This window comes from Mesorhizobium sp. B1-1-7 (genome assembly GCF_006442705.1).
GTDB classification, from domain to species: Bacteria; Pseudomonadota; Alphaproteobacteria; order Rhizobiales; family Rhizobiaceae; genus Mesorhizobium; species Mesorhizobium opportunistum.
This window is the reverse complement of the sequence record NZ_VFWQ01000005.1, coordinates 208,124-222,939: the sequence shown is the minus strand read 5'-3', so window position 1 is coordinate 222,939 and position 14,816 is coordinate 208,124. Positions and strand designations below refer to the sequence as shown.

Annotated in this window: 17 protein-coding genes; 10 read left to right on the top strand and 7 right to left on the bottom strand. The window is 64.0% G+C overall.

What is annotated here, in order from left to right; translation table 11 throughout:
- The first annotated feature begins 14 nt into the window (after positions 1-14).
- Together FJ978_RS10430 and FJ978_RS10425 are read left to right on the top strand one after the other, a co-directional pair.
- On the top strand, positions 15-1,049 hold the full coding sequence (locus FJ978_RS10430; protein ID WP_023769175.1) for an L-idonate 5-dehydrogenase: 1,035 nt from the start codon (positions 15-17) through the stop codon (positions 1,047-1,049).
- A 48-nt stretch (positions 1,050-1,097) separates the two neighbouring features.
- Positions 1,098-2,117 carry a LacI family DNA-binding transcriptional regulator gene (locus FJ978_RS10425; protein ID WP_246678109.1) on the top strand — a complete coding sequence of 340 codons (1,020 nt, stop codon included), beginning with the start codon at positions 1,098-1,100 and terminating at the stop codon, positions 2,115-2,117.
- A gap of 81 nt (positions 2,118-2,198) precedes the next feature.
- Here the strand turns inward: FJ978_RS10425 and FJ978_RS10420 are convergent, their stop codons facing one another.
- From FJ978_RS10420 to FJ978_RS10410, 3 genes are read right to left on the bottom strand one after another with little or no spacing between them, the layout of a single operon-like run.
- The gene (locus tag FJ978_RS10420) at positions 2,199-3,296 is read right to left on the bottom strand and encodes a substrate-binding domain-containing protein (RefSeq protein WP_013894031.1); all 1,098 of its coding nucleotides are present in this window, start codon (positions 3,294-3,296) and stop codon (positions 2,199-2,201) included.
- Positions 3,297-3,309: 13 nt separating this feature from the next.
- Complete coding sequence (locus FJ978_RS10415) at positions 3,310-4,377, bottom strand: ABC transporter permease (RefSeq protein ID WP_140572095.1); 1,068 nt, start codon at positions 4,375-4,377, stop codon at positions 3,310-3,312.
- A 9-nt stretch (positions 4,378-4,386) separates the two neighbouring features.
- Positions 4,387-5,880 carry a sugar ABC transporter ATP-binding protein gene (locus tag FJ978_RS10410; RefSeq protein ID WP_013894029.1) on the bottom strand — a complete coding sequence of 498 codons (1,494 nt, stop codon included), beginning with the start codon at positions 5,878-5,880 and terminating at the stop codon, positions 4,387-4,389.
- A gap of 132 nt (positions 5,881-6,012) precedes the next feature.
- Here FJ978_RS10410 and FJ978_RS10405 point away from each other — a divergent pair, with 132 nt between their 5' ends.
- On the top strand, positions 6,013-6,936 hold the full coding sequence (locus FJ978_RS10405) for an SMP-30/gluconolactonase/LRE family protein (RefSeq protein ID WP_140572094.1): 924 nt from the start codon (positions 6,013-6,015) through the stop codon (positions 6,934-6,936).
- Positions 6,937-7,577: 641 nt separating this feature from the next.
- On the opposite strand, the gene FJ978_RS10400 is transcribed toward FJ978_RS10405, so the two are convergent.
- The 3 genes from FJ978_RS10400 to FJ978_RS10390 are packed head-to-tail and all read right to left on the bottom strand — an operon-like array spanning position 7,578 to position 8,946.
- Positions 7,578-8,021 carry a VOC family protein gene (locus FJ978_RS10400; protein WP_013894027.1) on the bottom strand — a complete coding sequence of 148 codons (444 nt, stop codon included), beginning with the start codon at positions 8,019-8,021 and terminating at the stop codon, positions 7,578-7,580.
- A gap of 52 nt (positions 8,022-8,073) precedes the next feature.
- Positions 8,074-8,499, bottom strand: coding sequence for a BA14K family protein (locus FJ978_RS10395; RefSeq protein WP_013894026.1), 426 nt, complete (start codon positions 8,497-8,499; stop codon positions 8,074-8,076).
- A 39-nt stretch (positions 8,500-8,538) separates the two neighbouring features.
- The gene (locus FJ978_RS10390) at positions 8,539-8,946 is read right to left on the bottom strand and encodes an EF-hand domain-containing protein (RefSeq protein WP_246678102.1); all 408 of its coding nucleotides are present in this window, start codon (positions 8,944-8,946) and stop codon (positions 8,539-8,541) included.
- A gap of 265 nt (positions 8,947-9,211) precedes the next feature.
- Here FJ978_RS10390 and FJ978_RS10385 point away from each other — a divergent pair, with 265 nt between their 5' ends.
- From FJ978_RS10385 to FJ978_RS10355, 7 genes are all read left to right on the top strand, one after another.
- A complete protein-coding gene (locus FJ978_RS10385; RefSeq protein ID WP_013894024.1) occupies positions 9,212-9,646 on the top strand; it encodes an EF-hand domain-containing protein in 435 nt (144 codons plus the stop codon).
- A 42-nt stretch (positions 9,647-9,688) separates the two neighbouring features.
- On the top strand, positions 9,689-10,072 hold the full coding sequence (locus tag FJ978_RS10380; protein WP_013894023.1) for a hypothetical protein: 384 nt from the start codon (positions 9,689-9,691) through the stop codon (positions 10,070-10,072).
- A 108-nt stretch (positions 10,073-10,180) separates the two neighbouring features.
- Positions 10,181-10,765, top strand: a complete 585-nt coding sequence (locus tag FJ978_RS10375; RefSeq protein ID WP_245265095.1) for a sigma-70 family RNA polymerase sigma factor — start codon at positions 10,181-10,183, stop codon at positions 10,763-10,765.
- Entirely contained in the window at positions 10,762-11,196 is a 435-nt protein-coding gene (locus FJ978_RS10370) for a hypothetical protein (RefSeq protein ID WP_013894021.1), read from the top strand. The genes FJ978_RS10375 and FJ978_RS10370 overlap by 4 nt, the downstream gene beginning before the upstream one ends.
- On the top strand, positions 11,193-11,594 hold the full coding sequence (locus FJ978_RS10365) for a periplasmic heavy metal sensor (protein WP_013894020.1): 402 nt from the start codon (positions 11,193-11,195) through the stop codon (positions 11,592-11,594). Before FJ978_RS10370 ends, FJ978_RS10365 begins: the two co-directional genes overlap by 4 nt.
- Positions 11,595-11,720: 126 nt before the next feature.
- The gene (locus tag FJ978_RS10360) at positions 11,721-12,839 is read left to right on the top strand and encodes a hypothetical protein (RefSeq protein WP_246678101.1); all 1,119 of its coding nucleotides are present in this window, start codon (positions 11,721-11,723) and stop codon (positions 12,837-12,839) included.
- Entirely contained in the window at positions 12,832-13,596 is a 765-nt protein-coding gene (locus tag FJ978_RS10355; protein WP_013894018.1) for an ABC transporter ATP-binding protein, read from the top strand. The genes FJ978_RS10360 and FJ978_RS10355 overlap by 8 nt, the downstream gene beginning before the upstream one ends.
- Positions 13,597-13,894: 298 nt before the next feature.
- Here FJ978_RS10355 and FJ978_RS10350 read toward each other — a convergent pair whose 3' ends face one another.
- Complete coding sequence (locus tag FJ978_RS10350; RefSeq protein WP_224729718.1) at positions 13,895-14,755, bottom strand: 5'-methylthioadenosine phosphorylase; 861 nt, start codon at positions 14,753-14,755, stop codon at positions 13,895-13,897.
- Between the last annotated feature and the right edge of the window lie 61 nt (positions 14,756-14,816).

Genomic DNA, 14,816 nt, shown 5'->3' with positions numbered 1-14,816 from the left:
GGAGTCTACTGACCATGAAGTCGATCGTCATCCACGCCGCGAAGGACCTGCGCATCGAGGACCGGCCGGTCGAGGCGCCGGGTCAGGGACAGGTGCTGCTGCGTCTCGCCGCCGGCGGCATATGCGGCAGCGACCTGCACTACTACAATCATGGCGGCTTCGGAACGGTGCGCCTCAAAGAGCCGATGATTCTCGGCCATGAGGTCTCCGGCGTCATCGAAAAGCTCGGCCCCGGCGTCGACGGACTGCGGCCAGGCCAGCTGGTCGCGGTCTCGCCGTCGCGGCCCTGCTACAGCTGCCGGTACTGCCGGGAAGGGATGCACAACCAGTGTCTCAACATGCGCTTCTATGGCAGCGCCATGCCGTTCCCGCATATCCAGGGCGCGTTCCGCGAAATGCTTGTGGCGGACGCACCGCAATGCGTGCCGGCCAATGGGTTGAGTGCTGCCGAAGCGGCGATGGCCGAGCCGCTGGCGGTCTGTCTCCACGCGACGCGCAGGGCCGGTGAGATGCTGGGCAAGCGTGTGCTGGTGACTGGCTGTGGGCCGATCGGCCTGTTGTCGATCCTCAGCGCGCGCCGCGCGGGCGCCGCCGAGATCGTCGCCGTCGACATCACTGATTTTACCCTGTCCATGGCCACGCGTGCCGGCGCCGACAGCACGATCAACACACGAACCGATCCGGATGGGCTAGCGCCTTATTTCGCCGACAAGGGCACGTTCGACATTCTCTATGAATGTTCAGGAGCCGCCGCTGCTTTGGCGCTGGGCATCGCGGCGCTGCGGCCGCGCGGCACGATCGTTCAGCTCGGCCTTGGTGGTGCGGAGATGGCACTGCCGATGTCGGTGGTCACCGCCAAGGAACTGTCCATCAACGGGTCGTTCCGCTTCCATCCGGAGTTCGCCGTGGGCGTCGAATTGATGCGCAAGGGGCTCATCGACGTGAAGCCTCTGATCACCCACACCGTGGCATTCGCCGAGGCGCTGTCAGGCTTCGAAATCGCCAACGACCGCAGCCAGGCGATGAAGGTTCAGATCGCCTTCTCGTAACCCGCGACGGTGCGTTGCATTCAGCAGTGATATCGATAACGTATGGCCATGCAGCCTTCGCCAAAACGTCCGACCATGGCCGATGTCGCGCGTAGCGCCAACGTCTCGACGATGACCGTGTCGCGCGCCTTCAAGAGTGATACCTCCATCAGCGCGGACACGCGCGACCGTATCATACGGGCCGCGGACGAACTCGGCTATGTCTTCGACAGCATCGCCGCCAACCTGTCGTCGCGCCGGTCCGGTTTTGTGGCGGTGACGATACCTTCGATCAACAACGCCAATTTCGCCGACACGGTGCGCGGCATGACCGAGGGCCTGCGCGACAGCGGGCTGGAGATCCTGCTCGGCTTCACCGACTACAATGTCGAGGAGGAAGAGCGCCTGGTCGGCCAGTTGCTGCGGCGGCGGCCGGAGGCGATCATCGTCACCGGCGGACGGCACACGCCACGCTGCCGCAAGATGCTCGAGAATGCCGGCGTCCCGGTGGTGGAGACCTGGGACCTGCCGGCCGATCCGATCGGTCATGTCGTCGGCTTTTCCAACGCCGAGGCCGGACGGCTGATGGTCGACCACTTTGTCGCACGTGGCTATTCAAGGCTCGGCTTCATCGGCGGTGACACATCGCGCGACACGCGTGGCCTCGATCGCCGGCGCGGCTTCGTCGCGGCACTGCAGGAACGCGGTCTCGATGGCTCGCGCATCATTGCCTCCGGCGTGCCGCCGATATCGATGCGCGAGGGCGCCACCGCCATGGTCGAGATGATTTCGCGCTGGCCGGACACGCAGGCGGTGATGTGCGTTTCGGATCTTTCCGCTTTCGGTGCGCTTATGGAATGCCTGCGGCGCGGGATCCGCGTCCCCGAGGATGTCGCGATCGCCGGCTTCGGCGCCTATGACCTCGCCGAGCAGTCGGTGCCGTCGATCACCACGATCGATGTCGAGGCGCACGAGATCGGCATCCGTGTCGCCGATCTCGTGCTCGACCTGCTCAACGGGCGCCGGGCGCCTGACGACCGGGTGGTCGTCGGCATGACGCCGAAGGTGATCGCGCGTCATACAGCCTGAACCCAGGCGAAACACAACGGCCGGCGGGTTGACCGCCGGCCGTTGACCGTCCTGCCCGTTTGCAGAGGTACTCATCGGCGCCTATTTGCCCCAGATCTTCTTGTACTGGTCGCGGTAGCCGTTGCCCGGATCGAAGCGGTTATCCGGCCCGCCGTCGAATTCGACATTGTCCGACGTCACAACATGCAGCGGCGAGATGTAGCCCGACCATTTCTCGCCGGCCATGGCGCGGTTGAGCTCGTCGACGAGCTGCCAGCCCTGCAGGTTCAGCGGTTCGGCAACCGTCACCTTCTGGAACTGGCCGGAGCGGATGCGCTGGTAGGCCGATTCGGAACCGTCGCCCGCCGCCACGTTTATCGGCGCGTCGGTGCCCGACTTTCCGGCCGCCGCCAGTGACGGTCCCATGAAGTCGAAATAGAGATCGTTGATCGCCAGTGAGTGAGTCCATTGGTCGCCGTATTTCTGCAGCAGCGAGGTGGTGAGCTGCGGCATGCGCTGCGAGGTCTCGGCGATGGGCGTGTCGACATATTCGAGCACCTTGCCGCCGAGATCCTCGATTTCCTTCTTCATGCGGTCGGCCTTGGCGATGGCGATCTGGTAGGTCGAGTCGGTGAAGATGATGACGCCGGGCTTGCCCTTGGCGTTCACGAAAGCCCAGTCGGCGGCAGCCTTCGACACTTCCATCGGATCGGTCGAGACGTTGGCGATGATGCCGAGATCGTCGATCGGGCCGACCGTCGGAGCGGCATGCCATGCCGCCATCGGAATCTTGGCTGCCCTGGCCTGCTCCAGCGCCGGCTTCTGCTCCACGGCATCGAAGCCGTTGATGATGATGCCGTCGGGGTTGAGTGCCAGCGCCTGGCCGAAGGCCGCGGTGCGACCGCCGATGGAACCGGCGCCGTCAAGTGTCTTGACGGTCCAGCCAAGGGCCGCGGCTGCTTCCTCGACGCCCTTGGTGACGCCAAGGATGCCGCCGTTCTTCATATCGGCGCCAAGCACCACGATCGTCTTGCCGGCCGCACCTTTCGGTCCGGCCGTCGGGCCATCCCATTTGTCGACCTTGCTGGCATATTTGTCGACCACCGCCTTGGCGTCGGCCATCGGGTCGGCCAGCGCGTTGGAGCCAATGCCAAGCGCCAGGCAGGCGACGCCGAGCTGAAGGACTGTTCTGCGATGCATGTTTCTTCTCCCATTAAGCATTGTCATTTGTCTTTGTTGGTTGGCTGGCGGCTGGTGGAGGCGGCACGACAGCGCCCCGGCGCCGCTGCGCGTAGCCGGCAATGCCGATCGCGACGAGCAAGGTGACGCCGTTGAAGAGCGGCTCCACCCAGAACGAGCCACCGAATTGCTGGATACCGGAAATGCCGGCGGCGAGGATGACGACGCCGATGATCGTGCCCCAGACATTGACGCGGCCGGGTTTGATGGTGGTCGATCCGAGGAAGGCACCGACGAGCGCCGGCAGCAAATATTCGAGGCCGACGCTGGCTTGGCCGATGCGAAGCTTGGAGGCGAGCAGCACGCCGCCAAGCGCCGTCATCGCGCCGGAGGCGACGAAGGCGCCCATGACGAATTTCTGCACCGGTATGCCGTTGAGCGCGGCGGCCTTGGGATTGGCGCCGATGGCGTAGAGGTAGCGCCCGATCGGCATGTATTCGAGCACAAGCCACATCACCAGCGCCAGGACGATGACGTAGTAGCCGGTGATCGGCAGGCCGAACAGCATCGTGCCGTTGAGGGCGAGAAAGCCTTCGGGAAGCACGCCGACGACTTGGCGCCCGCCCGTGTACCACATGGCCAAAGCATAAAGCACGGTGCCGGTGCCGAGCGTGGCGATGAAGGAATCGATGCGCGCCACCTCGACCAGCAGGCCGTTGATAAAGCCGGTGACGACGCCGAGCAGCAGGACGATCAGCACCGCGATCGGCCACGGGATGCCGAAGGCGGTCTGCAGGCTAATGGCCAGGATATGCCAGAGCACGATGCCGTAGCCGACCGTCAGGTCGATGCGGCCCGAAGCCATGGGGATCATCGCCGCCAGCGACAGCAAGGCGATGATCGCCTTGTCGGAGACGATGGAACGCAAATTCAGCAGCGTCGGGAAGGTGCGCGGCAGGAGCAGCGAGAACAGCAGGATGAGCAGCAGCGTCAGGATCGGCAGGCCGTAGACCGGCAGATAGCGTGCCGCCTTCTGGCCAAAGCTGAGCCCGGAGAGTTCCGAGCGGGTCGGCTCCAGCGCCGTCGATTTGATCGAGTTCATGGATACTCCTCAGGCGGCTTCGGACACGGAGGCGGCATGGATAAGCGCCGCAGTCGTCAAGGCATCGCCGGCCAGTTCTCGCACGATGCGGTTGTGCGAGAAGACCAGCGCGCGATGGCAGATATGGGCGACTTCCTCGAAATCGGTGGAAACGACGACGACCGCCAGCCCGGCTTCGACGGCTGCCGCGATCAGCCGATAGATTTCGGCCTTGGCGCCGACATCGACACCCGCCGTCGGATCCTCGGCGATCAGCAGCTTGCGCCCTGTCGCCAGCCAGCGGCCGACGACCACCTTCTGCTGGTTGCCGCCTGACAGCGCCTCTATCGGCAGATGCGGATCGTTGGGCCGCAGCCCGAGCCGGGTACCGAGTTCCTGCGTCAGTTCGCTTTCCCGCGCCGGCGTCATGAAGGAGAAAAGCCCGCGGCCGGCGGCGGACGGGTTGAGATACATGTTTTCGCGCACGGACAGCGACAGCGCCACCGACTCCTCGGTGCGGTCGCGCGCAATCAAGCCGACACCGGCGGCAAGGGCTGCACCGACCGAGGACAGGTCGAGGCGTTTGCCGTCGAGCGATATAGTGCCGACGAAAGGCTCGGCGCCGAACAGCGCGCGGCCGACGGCCTCCTGTCCAGCACCACGCAGGCCAACCAATCCGAGAAGTTCGCCGGACCGCGCCTCGAAGTGGACGGGTCCGATACTGCCGCAGCGCAGGTCCTCGACTTTCAGCCGCTCGGGTCCGTCCTGCCAGCGCGACTTGGCGAACATCTGGTGCGCCGGGCGGCCGACGATGAGATCGACCAGTTCCTGCGGCGTCGTCTCGGCGACCGGCTCGACCGCCACCATGCGGCCGTCCCGCATCACGGCGACCCGGTCGGCGATGCGGAACACTTCATCCAGGCGGTGCGAGACATAGATCATGCCAACGCCGCGCTCGCGCAACGGTCGCAGTGCCTGGAACAGGCGTTCGACCTCATCCGCGGGCAAGCTTGCCGTCGGCTCGTCCAGCACCAGCACGTCGGCTTCGGTAGCGAGCGCGCGGGCGATGGCCACCAGCGATTTCTCGGTGCGGGAAAGATCCTGGACGCGCGTCGCCGGATCGAAGGCGCAGCCGACCAGGGCCAGGGCGCTCTCGGCGCGACGCTCTGTGTCGCGCCAGTCGATCAGGCCAGAGCGGCGCGAGAAGCCTTGCGCCATGCCGACATTCTCGGCCACTGTCATCCATTCGATGAGGCCGAGATCCTGATGGATGAAGGCGACCTTCTGCGGCTGGTTCGGGCCCGGCGGGCGGTGGTGGTAGTCCTCGCCGCGAAACCGGATTGTTCCCTGGTCGCGCTTGTAGATGCCGGCCAGCGTCTTGATCAGCGTTGACTTGCCGGCGCCGTTCTCGCCCAGCAGCGCAACGATCTCACCCTCGTGGATATCGAGCGAGACCGACTTCAACGCCAGGGTGCCGCCGAAGCGCTTGGAGATGTCGATGAATTCTATGAGCTTGGGCCGCATCCATGGCCCTCCCAAGCCAAAATAAACGGACTGAATTGGGACCGATGTTATCGCTAACATTTTTGCAGGTCAAGTCTTGAAAATGCCTGGCAGCGAAGGCTAACGATAGGCCGGTTTCATGGAGGACAAGGCATGTTCGGAGATATCGAGGGCGCTGGTTTCGAGGTTTTCGACGAGCGGTTCGAGAGTTGCCTCGTCGGCCACGTGGCGGTCGAGCGGCTGTGGACCGGAGGGCGCTGGCTGGAGGGTCCGGCCTGGTTCGCGGCTGGGCGATATCTGGTGTTTTCGGACATCCCAAATGACCGCATGATGCGCTACGACGACACCAATGGAGCCGTCTCGGTGTTCCGGGCGCCGTCCAGCAACGCCAACGGCAATACAGTCGACACCGAAGGGCGGCTGGTGACCTGCGAGCACCGGGCGCGGCGCGTCACCCGCACCGAGCATGACGGGTCGATGACGGTGATCGCTGATCGTTTCGAGGGCAAGCGGCTGAATTCGCCCAACGATGTGGTGGTACGATCGGACGGCACGGTGTGGTTTTCCGATCCACCCTACGGCATCACGACGGATTATGAGGGCGACCGCGCCGAGCAGGAGATCGAGGGCTCCCACGTCTACCGTGCCGACCCTGCAAGGGGCGCGGTGGCACGCGTCGTCTCGACGATGGCGAAGCCCAACGGTCTCGCCTTCTCGCCGGATGAGACGATCCTTTATGTCGGTGACACCGGCGTCACGCATCAGAAGGACGGGCCGCGGCACATCCGCAAGTTCGCCGTCGAGGACGCCGCGCTCAAGGAACTCGGCGTTTTCGCGACCTGCACGGCTGGCCTGTTCGACGGCTTCCGGGTGGATACGTTTGGCCGCGTCTGGGCAGGCACTGGCGATGGCGTCCATTGCTTCGACCCCGACGGCACGTTGATCGGCAAGATCCACATTCCGGAGACGGTTGCGAACCTCACCTTCGGCGGCCCGAAGCGCAACCGCCTGTTCATCACGGCACGGCAGTCGCTCTATTCGGTCTTCATCGTGGCGAATGCGGCTGCGCGATCTTGAGTCCTCGGAAGGCCCATAAACTGGCTGAAGAAAATCGGGAACTCGCTCAGAAATCTCTGCCGACCCGGTGCTCCCAGCTGCTGGAATGGTCGAACTCTCGTGCCTATGAGACGGCAGTTTGTCCCAAGCGGACTGTTCCGACAGGAGGTTCGAGTCCACGTTGTGAGCCATTTACAAAAAGCGCAATAAAATCAGAGCTCTAAAGGTTAGTTCTGGTGGGCCCGGAGGCTCATCATCCAGTTTCCATGCAAGCGCTGAGTCAGTTATAGAAGGGTCAATCTACATTTTGCGCTACGAGCGCGGCCGCAATGGCGCCGGAAGCAGACCAGCAGCTTCCGACCGGGAAACATCGATGCGGCATCCAGCTTAGCGTGGGCGTGGTGCTCCGGCGCTAGTACCGCAGTCGCGTAAGCCTTCTAGGTCGAGATCGTCGCTGATTACCCATTAATCGCAATACGCGAGCACCGACATGACGCCATCGTAGGAAGGCTAGCTTTCGTGAATGCTTCTCCCGGTGGCAGAACTCGAAGACGGTCATCAAGCTGCAGTCACTTGCACGATGAGGTTGGTCTTAGCCGTTGAGCAAGTCGTGACGGCGTCGCGATCCAAAGCTTATGGACTGTCGCTGCTGCAGATCGGTGTCAGCTCTCCATATCAGGATCGTTTGAGCTTTCCACGACGATGCGACCCCAGTCGTCGGGCATTACATCAGCTATCGACTGCGAAAAGGTCCAATTGTGGCCGGCGAGGTCACGGCAGGAATATTGACGCTCGCCATAGGGATGGCTCGTTGGGCCGCTGAGAATAACTGCGCCATGCCTCGCGGCTCGGCTCTGGTGCGCGTCGACATCCTCGACGCGTACCATCACTGCGAATGGCCCACCTGTCCGCGTCAGTCCGCCAGACTTCAATTCTGTGACAACGACGGCGCCGTCTCCGAAGCCGAGCTGGGCACGGTGATTGCCGATCATCAGCCGTATTTCGAACCCGAAGGCCCCGCAAAGCCAATGGCTGGCCGTCTCGACATCGGGATACGAAAGCACCGGTATGACCGTGCTCGTGGGCATCGAGCGGTTGTCGATCATGGTCATCTCCTATGCTGCCTTGAAAGGGTTGAAGGCTCTCAGCGAAGAGCCCTCAACTATAGGGCGACCAACATTGTTGGCGAGGACCGTTATAGGGCTGGTAGCTGTTGTCCCAGGCGCGGTAGGAGACGTAGCGCTCGAAACACCAGCGCACATGCGCTGCTTCCAATCGGATCTTCGGACTTGGTGCTACCGGTGCGACGGTCGCCGCCGCGACACCGGCGGCAAAGGCGGCTGCCGGGAACCAGTAGCCATTGTAGTAGCGATAGCCTGGCCGCACGCGGACATAGCCGCGATAGCCATTGTAGTAGTATCCGCCGCCAACGACGTAGAAGCCACGCCGAAACCAGACTGGCGTCGGCGCTGTGGCGACCGACGCCGGGGCAGAGGCCGGCACGACAGGCAAGGCCTCGGCCGGCGAGGCGAGCCCGGTGGCGCCAATCATCAAACCGCAAAACGCCGTGATTGTCCGTTTCATCTTTTCACTCCTGTTGGATGGGGTCGAAGGGTTCGGGGATTACTGACGTCGGAGCGCACGCAGTTCGGAAATCGAAAGCGCGCCATCGCCGTTCTTGTCCGCCTGCAGCAACCGGCCGGGAATGAAGGCGGCAAACTCGTCGCGCGAAATCTTACCGTCTCCATTGCGGTCAATGCGGCTGGCCTGGGCCTGGAAGCCGACGAATTGCGTGGCCTGGAAGTCGCGCTTCGACTTCACCCGTTCCACTTCCCCGCGCACTTCGCCCGCGTCGAGCAAGCCATTGTGGTTGGCATCCATCCGGTCGAACATCTGCGCCCGCACGGCCTGGATTTCGCTGAATTCGAGCTTGCGGTCGCCGTTGGTGTCCATGCGCCGGAAGAGTTCCCTGGCACCGCTGTCCGCCGCACAGGCGCTACCCGCGCCAAGAAGCAGGCCGGCAAAGGCCATGACGATCTTGTTCATATTGATCTCCGCATTGGGTCGGATGGTCCGCCGCGGACCGTCCTTGCAGAGCCTTCTACGCAGCGCCTGTGGTGGTCCTACGCAAAGCGAGATGATTTTTTCGAGGTGCGGCCAGCACAGCCGCCTATCCCCGCCGCGACAGAAAATTCAAGGCCGGCAAAGAATCTTGAGTGTCGAGCGTAGGAGCCCGGCTCTCGCTGCGTATCGGTCAGCAGTCGCCCCCGCGGCCTGACACTGAAAGGACATCAACATGAAACGCTCAGTACTGATTGCGGCCTTGCTCGTCGGGCTTGCACCGCTCTGCGCGGCGCAGGCACAGGACATGCCGGGCCAGCGCATCCTGCAACGGATCGATACCAATGGCGACGACGCCATCTCCAAGGATGAGATGACAGCCGTGCGAGAGCGCCTGTTCAGGCGGCTCGACCGCAATGGCGATGGCGTCATCGACGAGAAGGAGATCGAAAGCGCCCGCGATGCCATCATGGATCGGGCAGATGCCGCGCAGGCGCGGCTCGGCAGCCGCTGGCGGCGCATGGACGCCAATGGCGACGGCAAGGTCTCTGAACAGGAATTCGCCAGCAGCATGCCTTTGTTCGACCTCGCGGACCGGGACGGTGACGGCAAGCTCTCGGGCGACGAGATCGCGTCTGTCCGCAAGCTGATCGCCGACCACGCCAACTGATGATCGGCAGCTCTCATTCCTCTACAAAACAAGGAGTACGACATGTTGTCTTCGGTAAAAATTCCGATGTTCTGTCTCGGTGCGATGCTTGCCTGGTCGGCAGCTTCGCCGGCTTCGGCCGAGGAGTGGCAGCGCCCGACGGAGCATGGCGGCGAGATCAGCCGCAGCGTTGGCAAGGACGGCAACGTCTATACCGGCTCGACCACCCGCACCGGTCCCAATGGTGGCACCTACACGTCCAACTCAAAATGCATAGGAGGCGTTGTTGACCGCTGTGCCCGCAGCTATTCTGGCACCGGGCCGAATGGGCAGTCCTTTTCGGGAAAACGGATGTCGGCGCGCGGGCCGTTCCACGGCCGCTCGGCCGGCAGCTTCACCGGCCCGAACGGCAACACGGTCCATGGCTTCCGCCGCTGGCGGCGCTGACATCTGGTGTGATGGATTTGAATCCGAAGTTCGTTTCTGTGCTTCTCCTGATCGATGCGAATTTCGGATTCGCCCAACCAGCAGTCTCGTCCGTGGATGTGCGCCGCCGTGCGACATGAGGAGCCCCATTGCGACGATGAGCTTCTGGCGCGCGTCGCAGCGGGCAGCCAAAGCGCGCTGTCCGAGCTCATCGCCCGCCATGGCCGTGGGCTGCGGATGTTTGCCGCGCGCTATCTCGGCAATGCCGCCGATGCCGAGGATGTGGTGCAGGAGGTGTTCGTGACCGTCTGGAAACAGGCCGCGCGTTTCGATCCGGCCAGAGGACGGGCTTCGACCTGGCTCTACCGGATCACCGCCAACCGTTGCATCGACCAGCGTCGACGCAGGGCGCTGCGCAGTTTCATCGGGCTGGACGACATAAGGGACGACATCGCGTCGCCGGAGGCGGATGCCGAAGCAACGACCGTGGCGCGGCAGGAGCTGGCGATCGTGCGCGACGGGCTCTCGCGCCTGCCGGAACGGCAGCGCATGGCGGTGCTGCTGAGGGCCGTCGGCGACCTCGACATCGCGGCGATTGCCGAGGTGATGGGCAGCAGCGTCGGCTCGGCCGAGCAATTGCTTGTGCGCGGACGGCGCGCACTCAAGGATCATTTGGCAATGGTGGCCGTGGGCCGTGAAAGGAAGTCCTCATGACACGGGACGAATTTGAACGATGCAGGCGCCGCTTCGGCGATACCGCCGAGGCATGGCCGGCGCCTTTCCGCCAGCAGGCGCTGGCCTTGATGGCAGCGGAGCGGAATGACGACCCGGATGCAGCGCTCGATCTCCTCGTGCTCGAGGCGGCGCTGGCCGATGGCGACGATCAGGCGCTGGCGCGCAAGGTGCTGGCTCGCATCGAAGCCGGCTCGATCCGGCCGTCCTTCCTGCCGCGCCTGCTCTTGGGTCCGGCCGGGTTCGCGGCCTGGGTTGCTGGCGCGCTCGTGGCGGCGACGCTGGCAGGCTACCAGGTGGCGCGGCTGCAGGACGATCCCTCCGATACGGAGCTTCTGGCGCTGGCGTCGGGATCGTCGCTGGCCGATGGCGGCGGTGTCGCGGATGATCCGGCAGAGGAGGGCTCGCTTTGAAGCGTTCCTGGATATGGACGGCGACGCTGGTGCTGCTCACCCTTTCGCTCGCCGTCAACTTCTTCCTGGTCGGTTATGCCATGCACGGCCTGCGCCAGGGCGCGGCGGCGCGCGTGCTGTTGTCGGAGATTGCCAGCAACTATCCCCCGGAGGTGAGGAAGGAGTTCCGCGGCATTCTGCGCGACAACCGCGCGCGCACCTTCCAGGCCCTGCGCGAGCTGCGTGCCGCGCGCGCCAATCTGGCGGCGGCACAAACAGCCAAACCCTTTGACGAAGCGGCGGTGAAGGACGCGATGGCGGCGGTGCGCAGCGCAACGACCAACCTGCAGGCGACCATGCAGGACTATCTCCTGGCCGCGCTAAAGAATGTCAACGCCAAGGCCGCCGTGGGAGGTTGAGGCGCGACGGCCCTACTGGCGGCACAATCGTCGCCGACCTATGTCGATATCCAACCGGCTTGCGATCGCGAAGATGGAACAATGCGGCACGACAGGCTTGTTCTGACTCTGCTCCGGCGCGAGCTCTTGGCTGGCTTGCGCTCGATGCGCCGCCGCGACCTTGCCTGGATTGGGCTCGGCGGCGGCGCTCTGCTTGCCTATGCCATCGCAGACATCGTTGTCGCGTTGCAGGCGGGGGCGGCCACGCTGCGGCAGGAGCAGGCGCTGTGGCTGCTTGGTTTGCCGGGCGCGCTTCTCATTCTTGGCGGTGCCGCTGGCAACGCGCTAGCGAGACTTTGCCTGTCGCGTGCCTTCGCGCCTTTCCTGAAGGCATTGCCGCTGTCGCTTCGGGAGCGCCGGCGCATGGCAGCGGTGGCGGCATTTACGCTTGGCGTTCCCATTGCTTTCGTCGTCGCGGCGGCGGCGGTGGGCCTTGGCTGTTTCGTCATCGTCAAGCCACTGGCGCCGGCCTGGGGTCTCGGCGCCGCGATCCTGTTTGGCGCCGGCTTTTGCGCGACAGCCGCGCTGCATCTGCGGAGCGCTCGCGACTTGGTCCGCATCAGCAATTCCGATCTGGCGAGGGATCCAAGCGGGCGCCGGCCCTGGCTCGGCGCCTTCGATCGTTCCGCACCAGCCTGGCTCTCCAGCTGGGCGTGGGGTCTGCCGGCTGGCCATGTGCGCCCGTCCTGGCGACTGGTGGGCGCGGCCGTCTTCTTCGGCATCGTCGCGGCCCTTTCCGCAGCGATCAGCCTCGTTCATCACGATGCCGTGCCGGCGGCCATGGCCGGCCTGACCGGCGGCCTTCTCGTCTTCATGCTGAGCGCGCGGTTCCATCCGCTCGGCTCGTCGGTGCTGCGCACGGCTCCAATCGGTTTCGTCAGGGCATGGCTGCGCCTGGCGCGGCTTCCCCTGCAATTGTCGCTCGCCTTCTTTCTCATGCCGGCAGGTGCTGCCCTGGCGGCGGAGCCATCGGCCTGGGCGATGCCGCTCGCCACTGGCTTCTGGCTGCTGGCGCTGAACGGCGCCTATGCAGTGTTCGCCGCCTATTTCATGACCGCGCCGTTCGTCGCCGCGCTGAGCTTCCTCAGTGCCATCGCCTATACCGGTTACGAATCGCTCGAATATGGGCGCACGGTGCTGATCGGCTTTGCCGCCCTTGTCCTGTTCCTGTGGCACCGGGCGCAACGGAGATATCGCCATGGATAGCAGCATCGATCCTGCCGAGATCCTCGCGGTTCGCGGGCTCAGCGCCGGCTACGGTGGCCACGCGGTCGTCAGCGGCATCGGTCTCTCGCTCGGCCGGGGCGACATCCTTGGCCTGCTTGGCGCAAATGGTTCAGGCAAGTCCACCTTGCTGAGAGCGATCAGCGGGCAGATCCGGCCGCTCGCGGGAAGTGTAGTGATCAACGGCGTCGACCTTGGCGATGCACCGGAGCGCGCCAAGTCGGGCTTCGGCCTCGCCATCGATCCATCCGATCTGCCGGTGGCGTTGACCGGGCGGCAGTATCTCCAGCTCGTCGCCTCGATCCGCGGCTGCGCCGAAGACGACTGGCCTGGCGTCAATGTCGCCGAACGGCTCGGGCTCAAGCGCTGGATCGACCGGCTAATCGCTGAATATTCGCTCGGCACGCAGGCCAAGATCGCTATTGCCGCGGCTCTGCTCGGTGCGCCACCGCTGCTGATCCTCGACGAGTCCCTGAACGGCCTTGATCCGCTTGCCGCCTTCGAGGTCAAACGCGTCATCCTTGCGTCGGCGGCGAGCGGCCACCAAGCCGTCATCATCTCCACCCACGTAGTCGAAGCAGTTCCCGGCCTGTGCAACCGCGCGGTGCTTCTGGCCGAGGGCAGCATTGCCCGAGAGTGGAATGCATGGCAGTTGGCCGAGGCCAGCCACGCGCCCGGCGCCTTTGAGCTCCACGTTATGCAGGCGCTGTCGGAACCCATGAGCTGGCGAAGGAGGTAGTGGCAAAGGCATCCCGAACTACCGGAATGAGGCGCAAAGCTGCCAACGGGGCGTAAGTAAATGGCTGGCTCAGCTTCTTGAATCAATTTGGGCGAACCGCTTCGCAACCCATCGACAAATAAAGATATGTTGGTCGCCGAGGGTCAGTGTTTTCTACAGTAAATACGCTAGCGGATGGTTCGCCAAGAAATGGGGCGGAAGCAGCCCGGACGTTTCGGGCATGGGACCTTCAAAAGCGGACTCTCAGTTCGGCGCGAGCATCGTCGCGAGTGAACGATGCAGACTCTGTCGCTGCTTTTCAGAACCGGGTAGACCGCTCCGCCGGTTGGGGCGACTTCAAGCCGTGGCAAGAGCATTCAGGATTAGCCGGAAGACGTGCCGCGGTCTCCAGCGCAACCCGCGAGGCTGTCATAGAGAGGCTCGGCAACACGTCTTCCTGCAGCAATGCCTGGCGATTGCGGTCCATATAGTCGTTGAAACCTGCGGTCACGAACGCAAGAGGCACGAAACACGCGCCTATCTCGCGCGACAAGGTGGCCTCAGGGGCGATCGAATGGTTGAGCACATCCGCCCCCAGGTTTCGAAACGCCAAGGCTTCGGCTGGGGTGGTCAGCCGCGGACCGTAGCAGTGGCCAGCGACCAACTGCTGCTCGATGCCATGAACGCGGCATTCGGCTGGCCAATGACGGCGGGCGGTTTCGACCAGAACCGCCGCACATCTTGGGCAGACGATCTGCTTGCCCGAGCAATCGAAGCTCTGGCGGCCGGGAAGCAGTGAAAACGGGGTCTGGGTCAGTTCGATGATATCGGCGTTCACGACCATGTCGCCGGGCTTGATCGCCTTGTTGACGGCGCCGATGGTCGAGCAGGACAGCACTTGCCTCACACCCGCTTCCATCAAGACCCAGAACGCGCGGCGATGACAGGAATGGTCTATATGGTCGCGGGGATTGCCGTGCGAATACATGCACAACGCACGTTTCATTTTGCCCTCGACGGTAATCGACGCATCGAACTCGAGCAGCTTCCAGTTGTCGCTGCGACCGAAAGGCGTTTCAAAACTCATGTCGCGCCGCAAGGTGCGCACACTCTCGAATTTAACATCTTCCGGGAAGGCAAGCCCCCAGTTGGCCGAGCCGGTGATGATCGCCAACCCCACCTGGGGTATGTCCGTTGAATGACACGCCGGAGCAACGGCTGCGTGATGATTTGTCGGCATG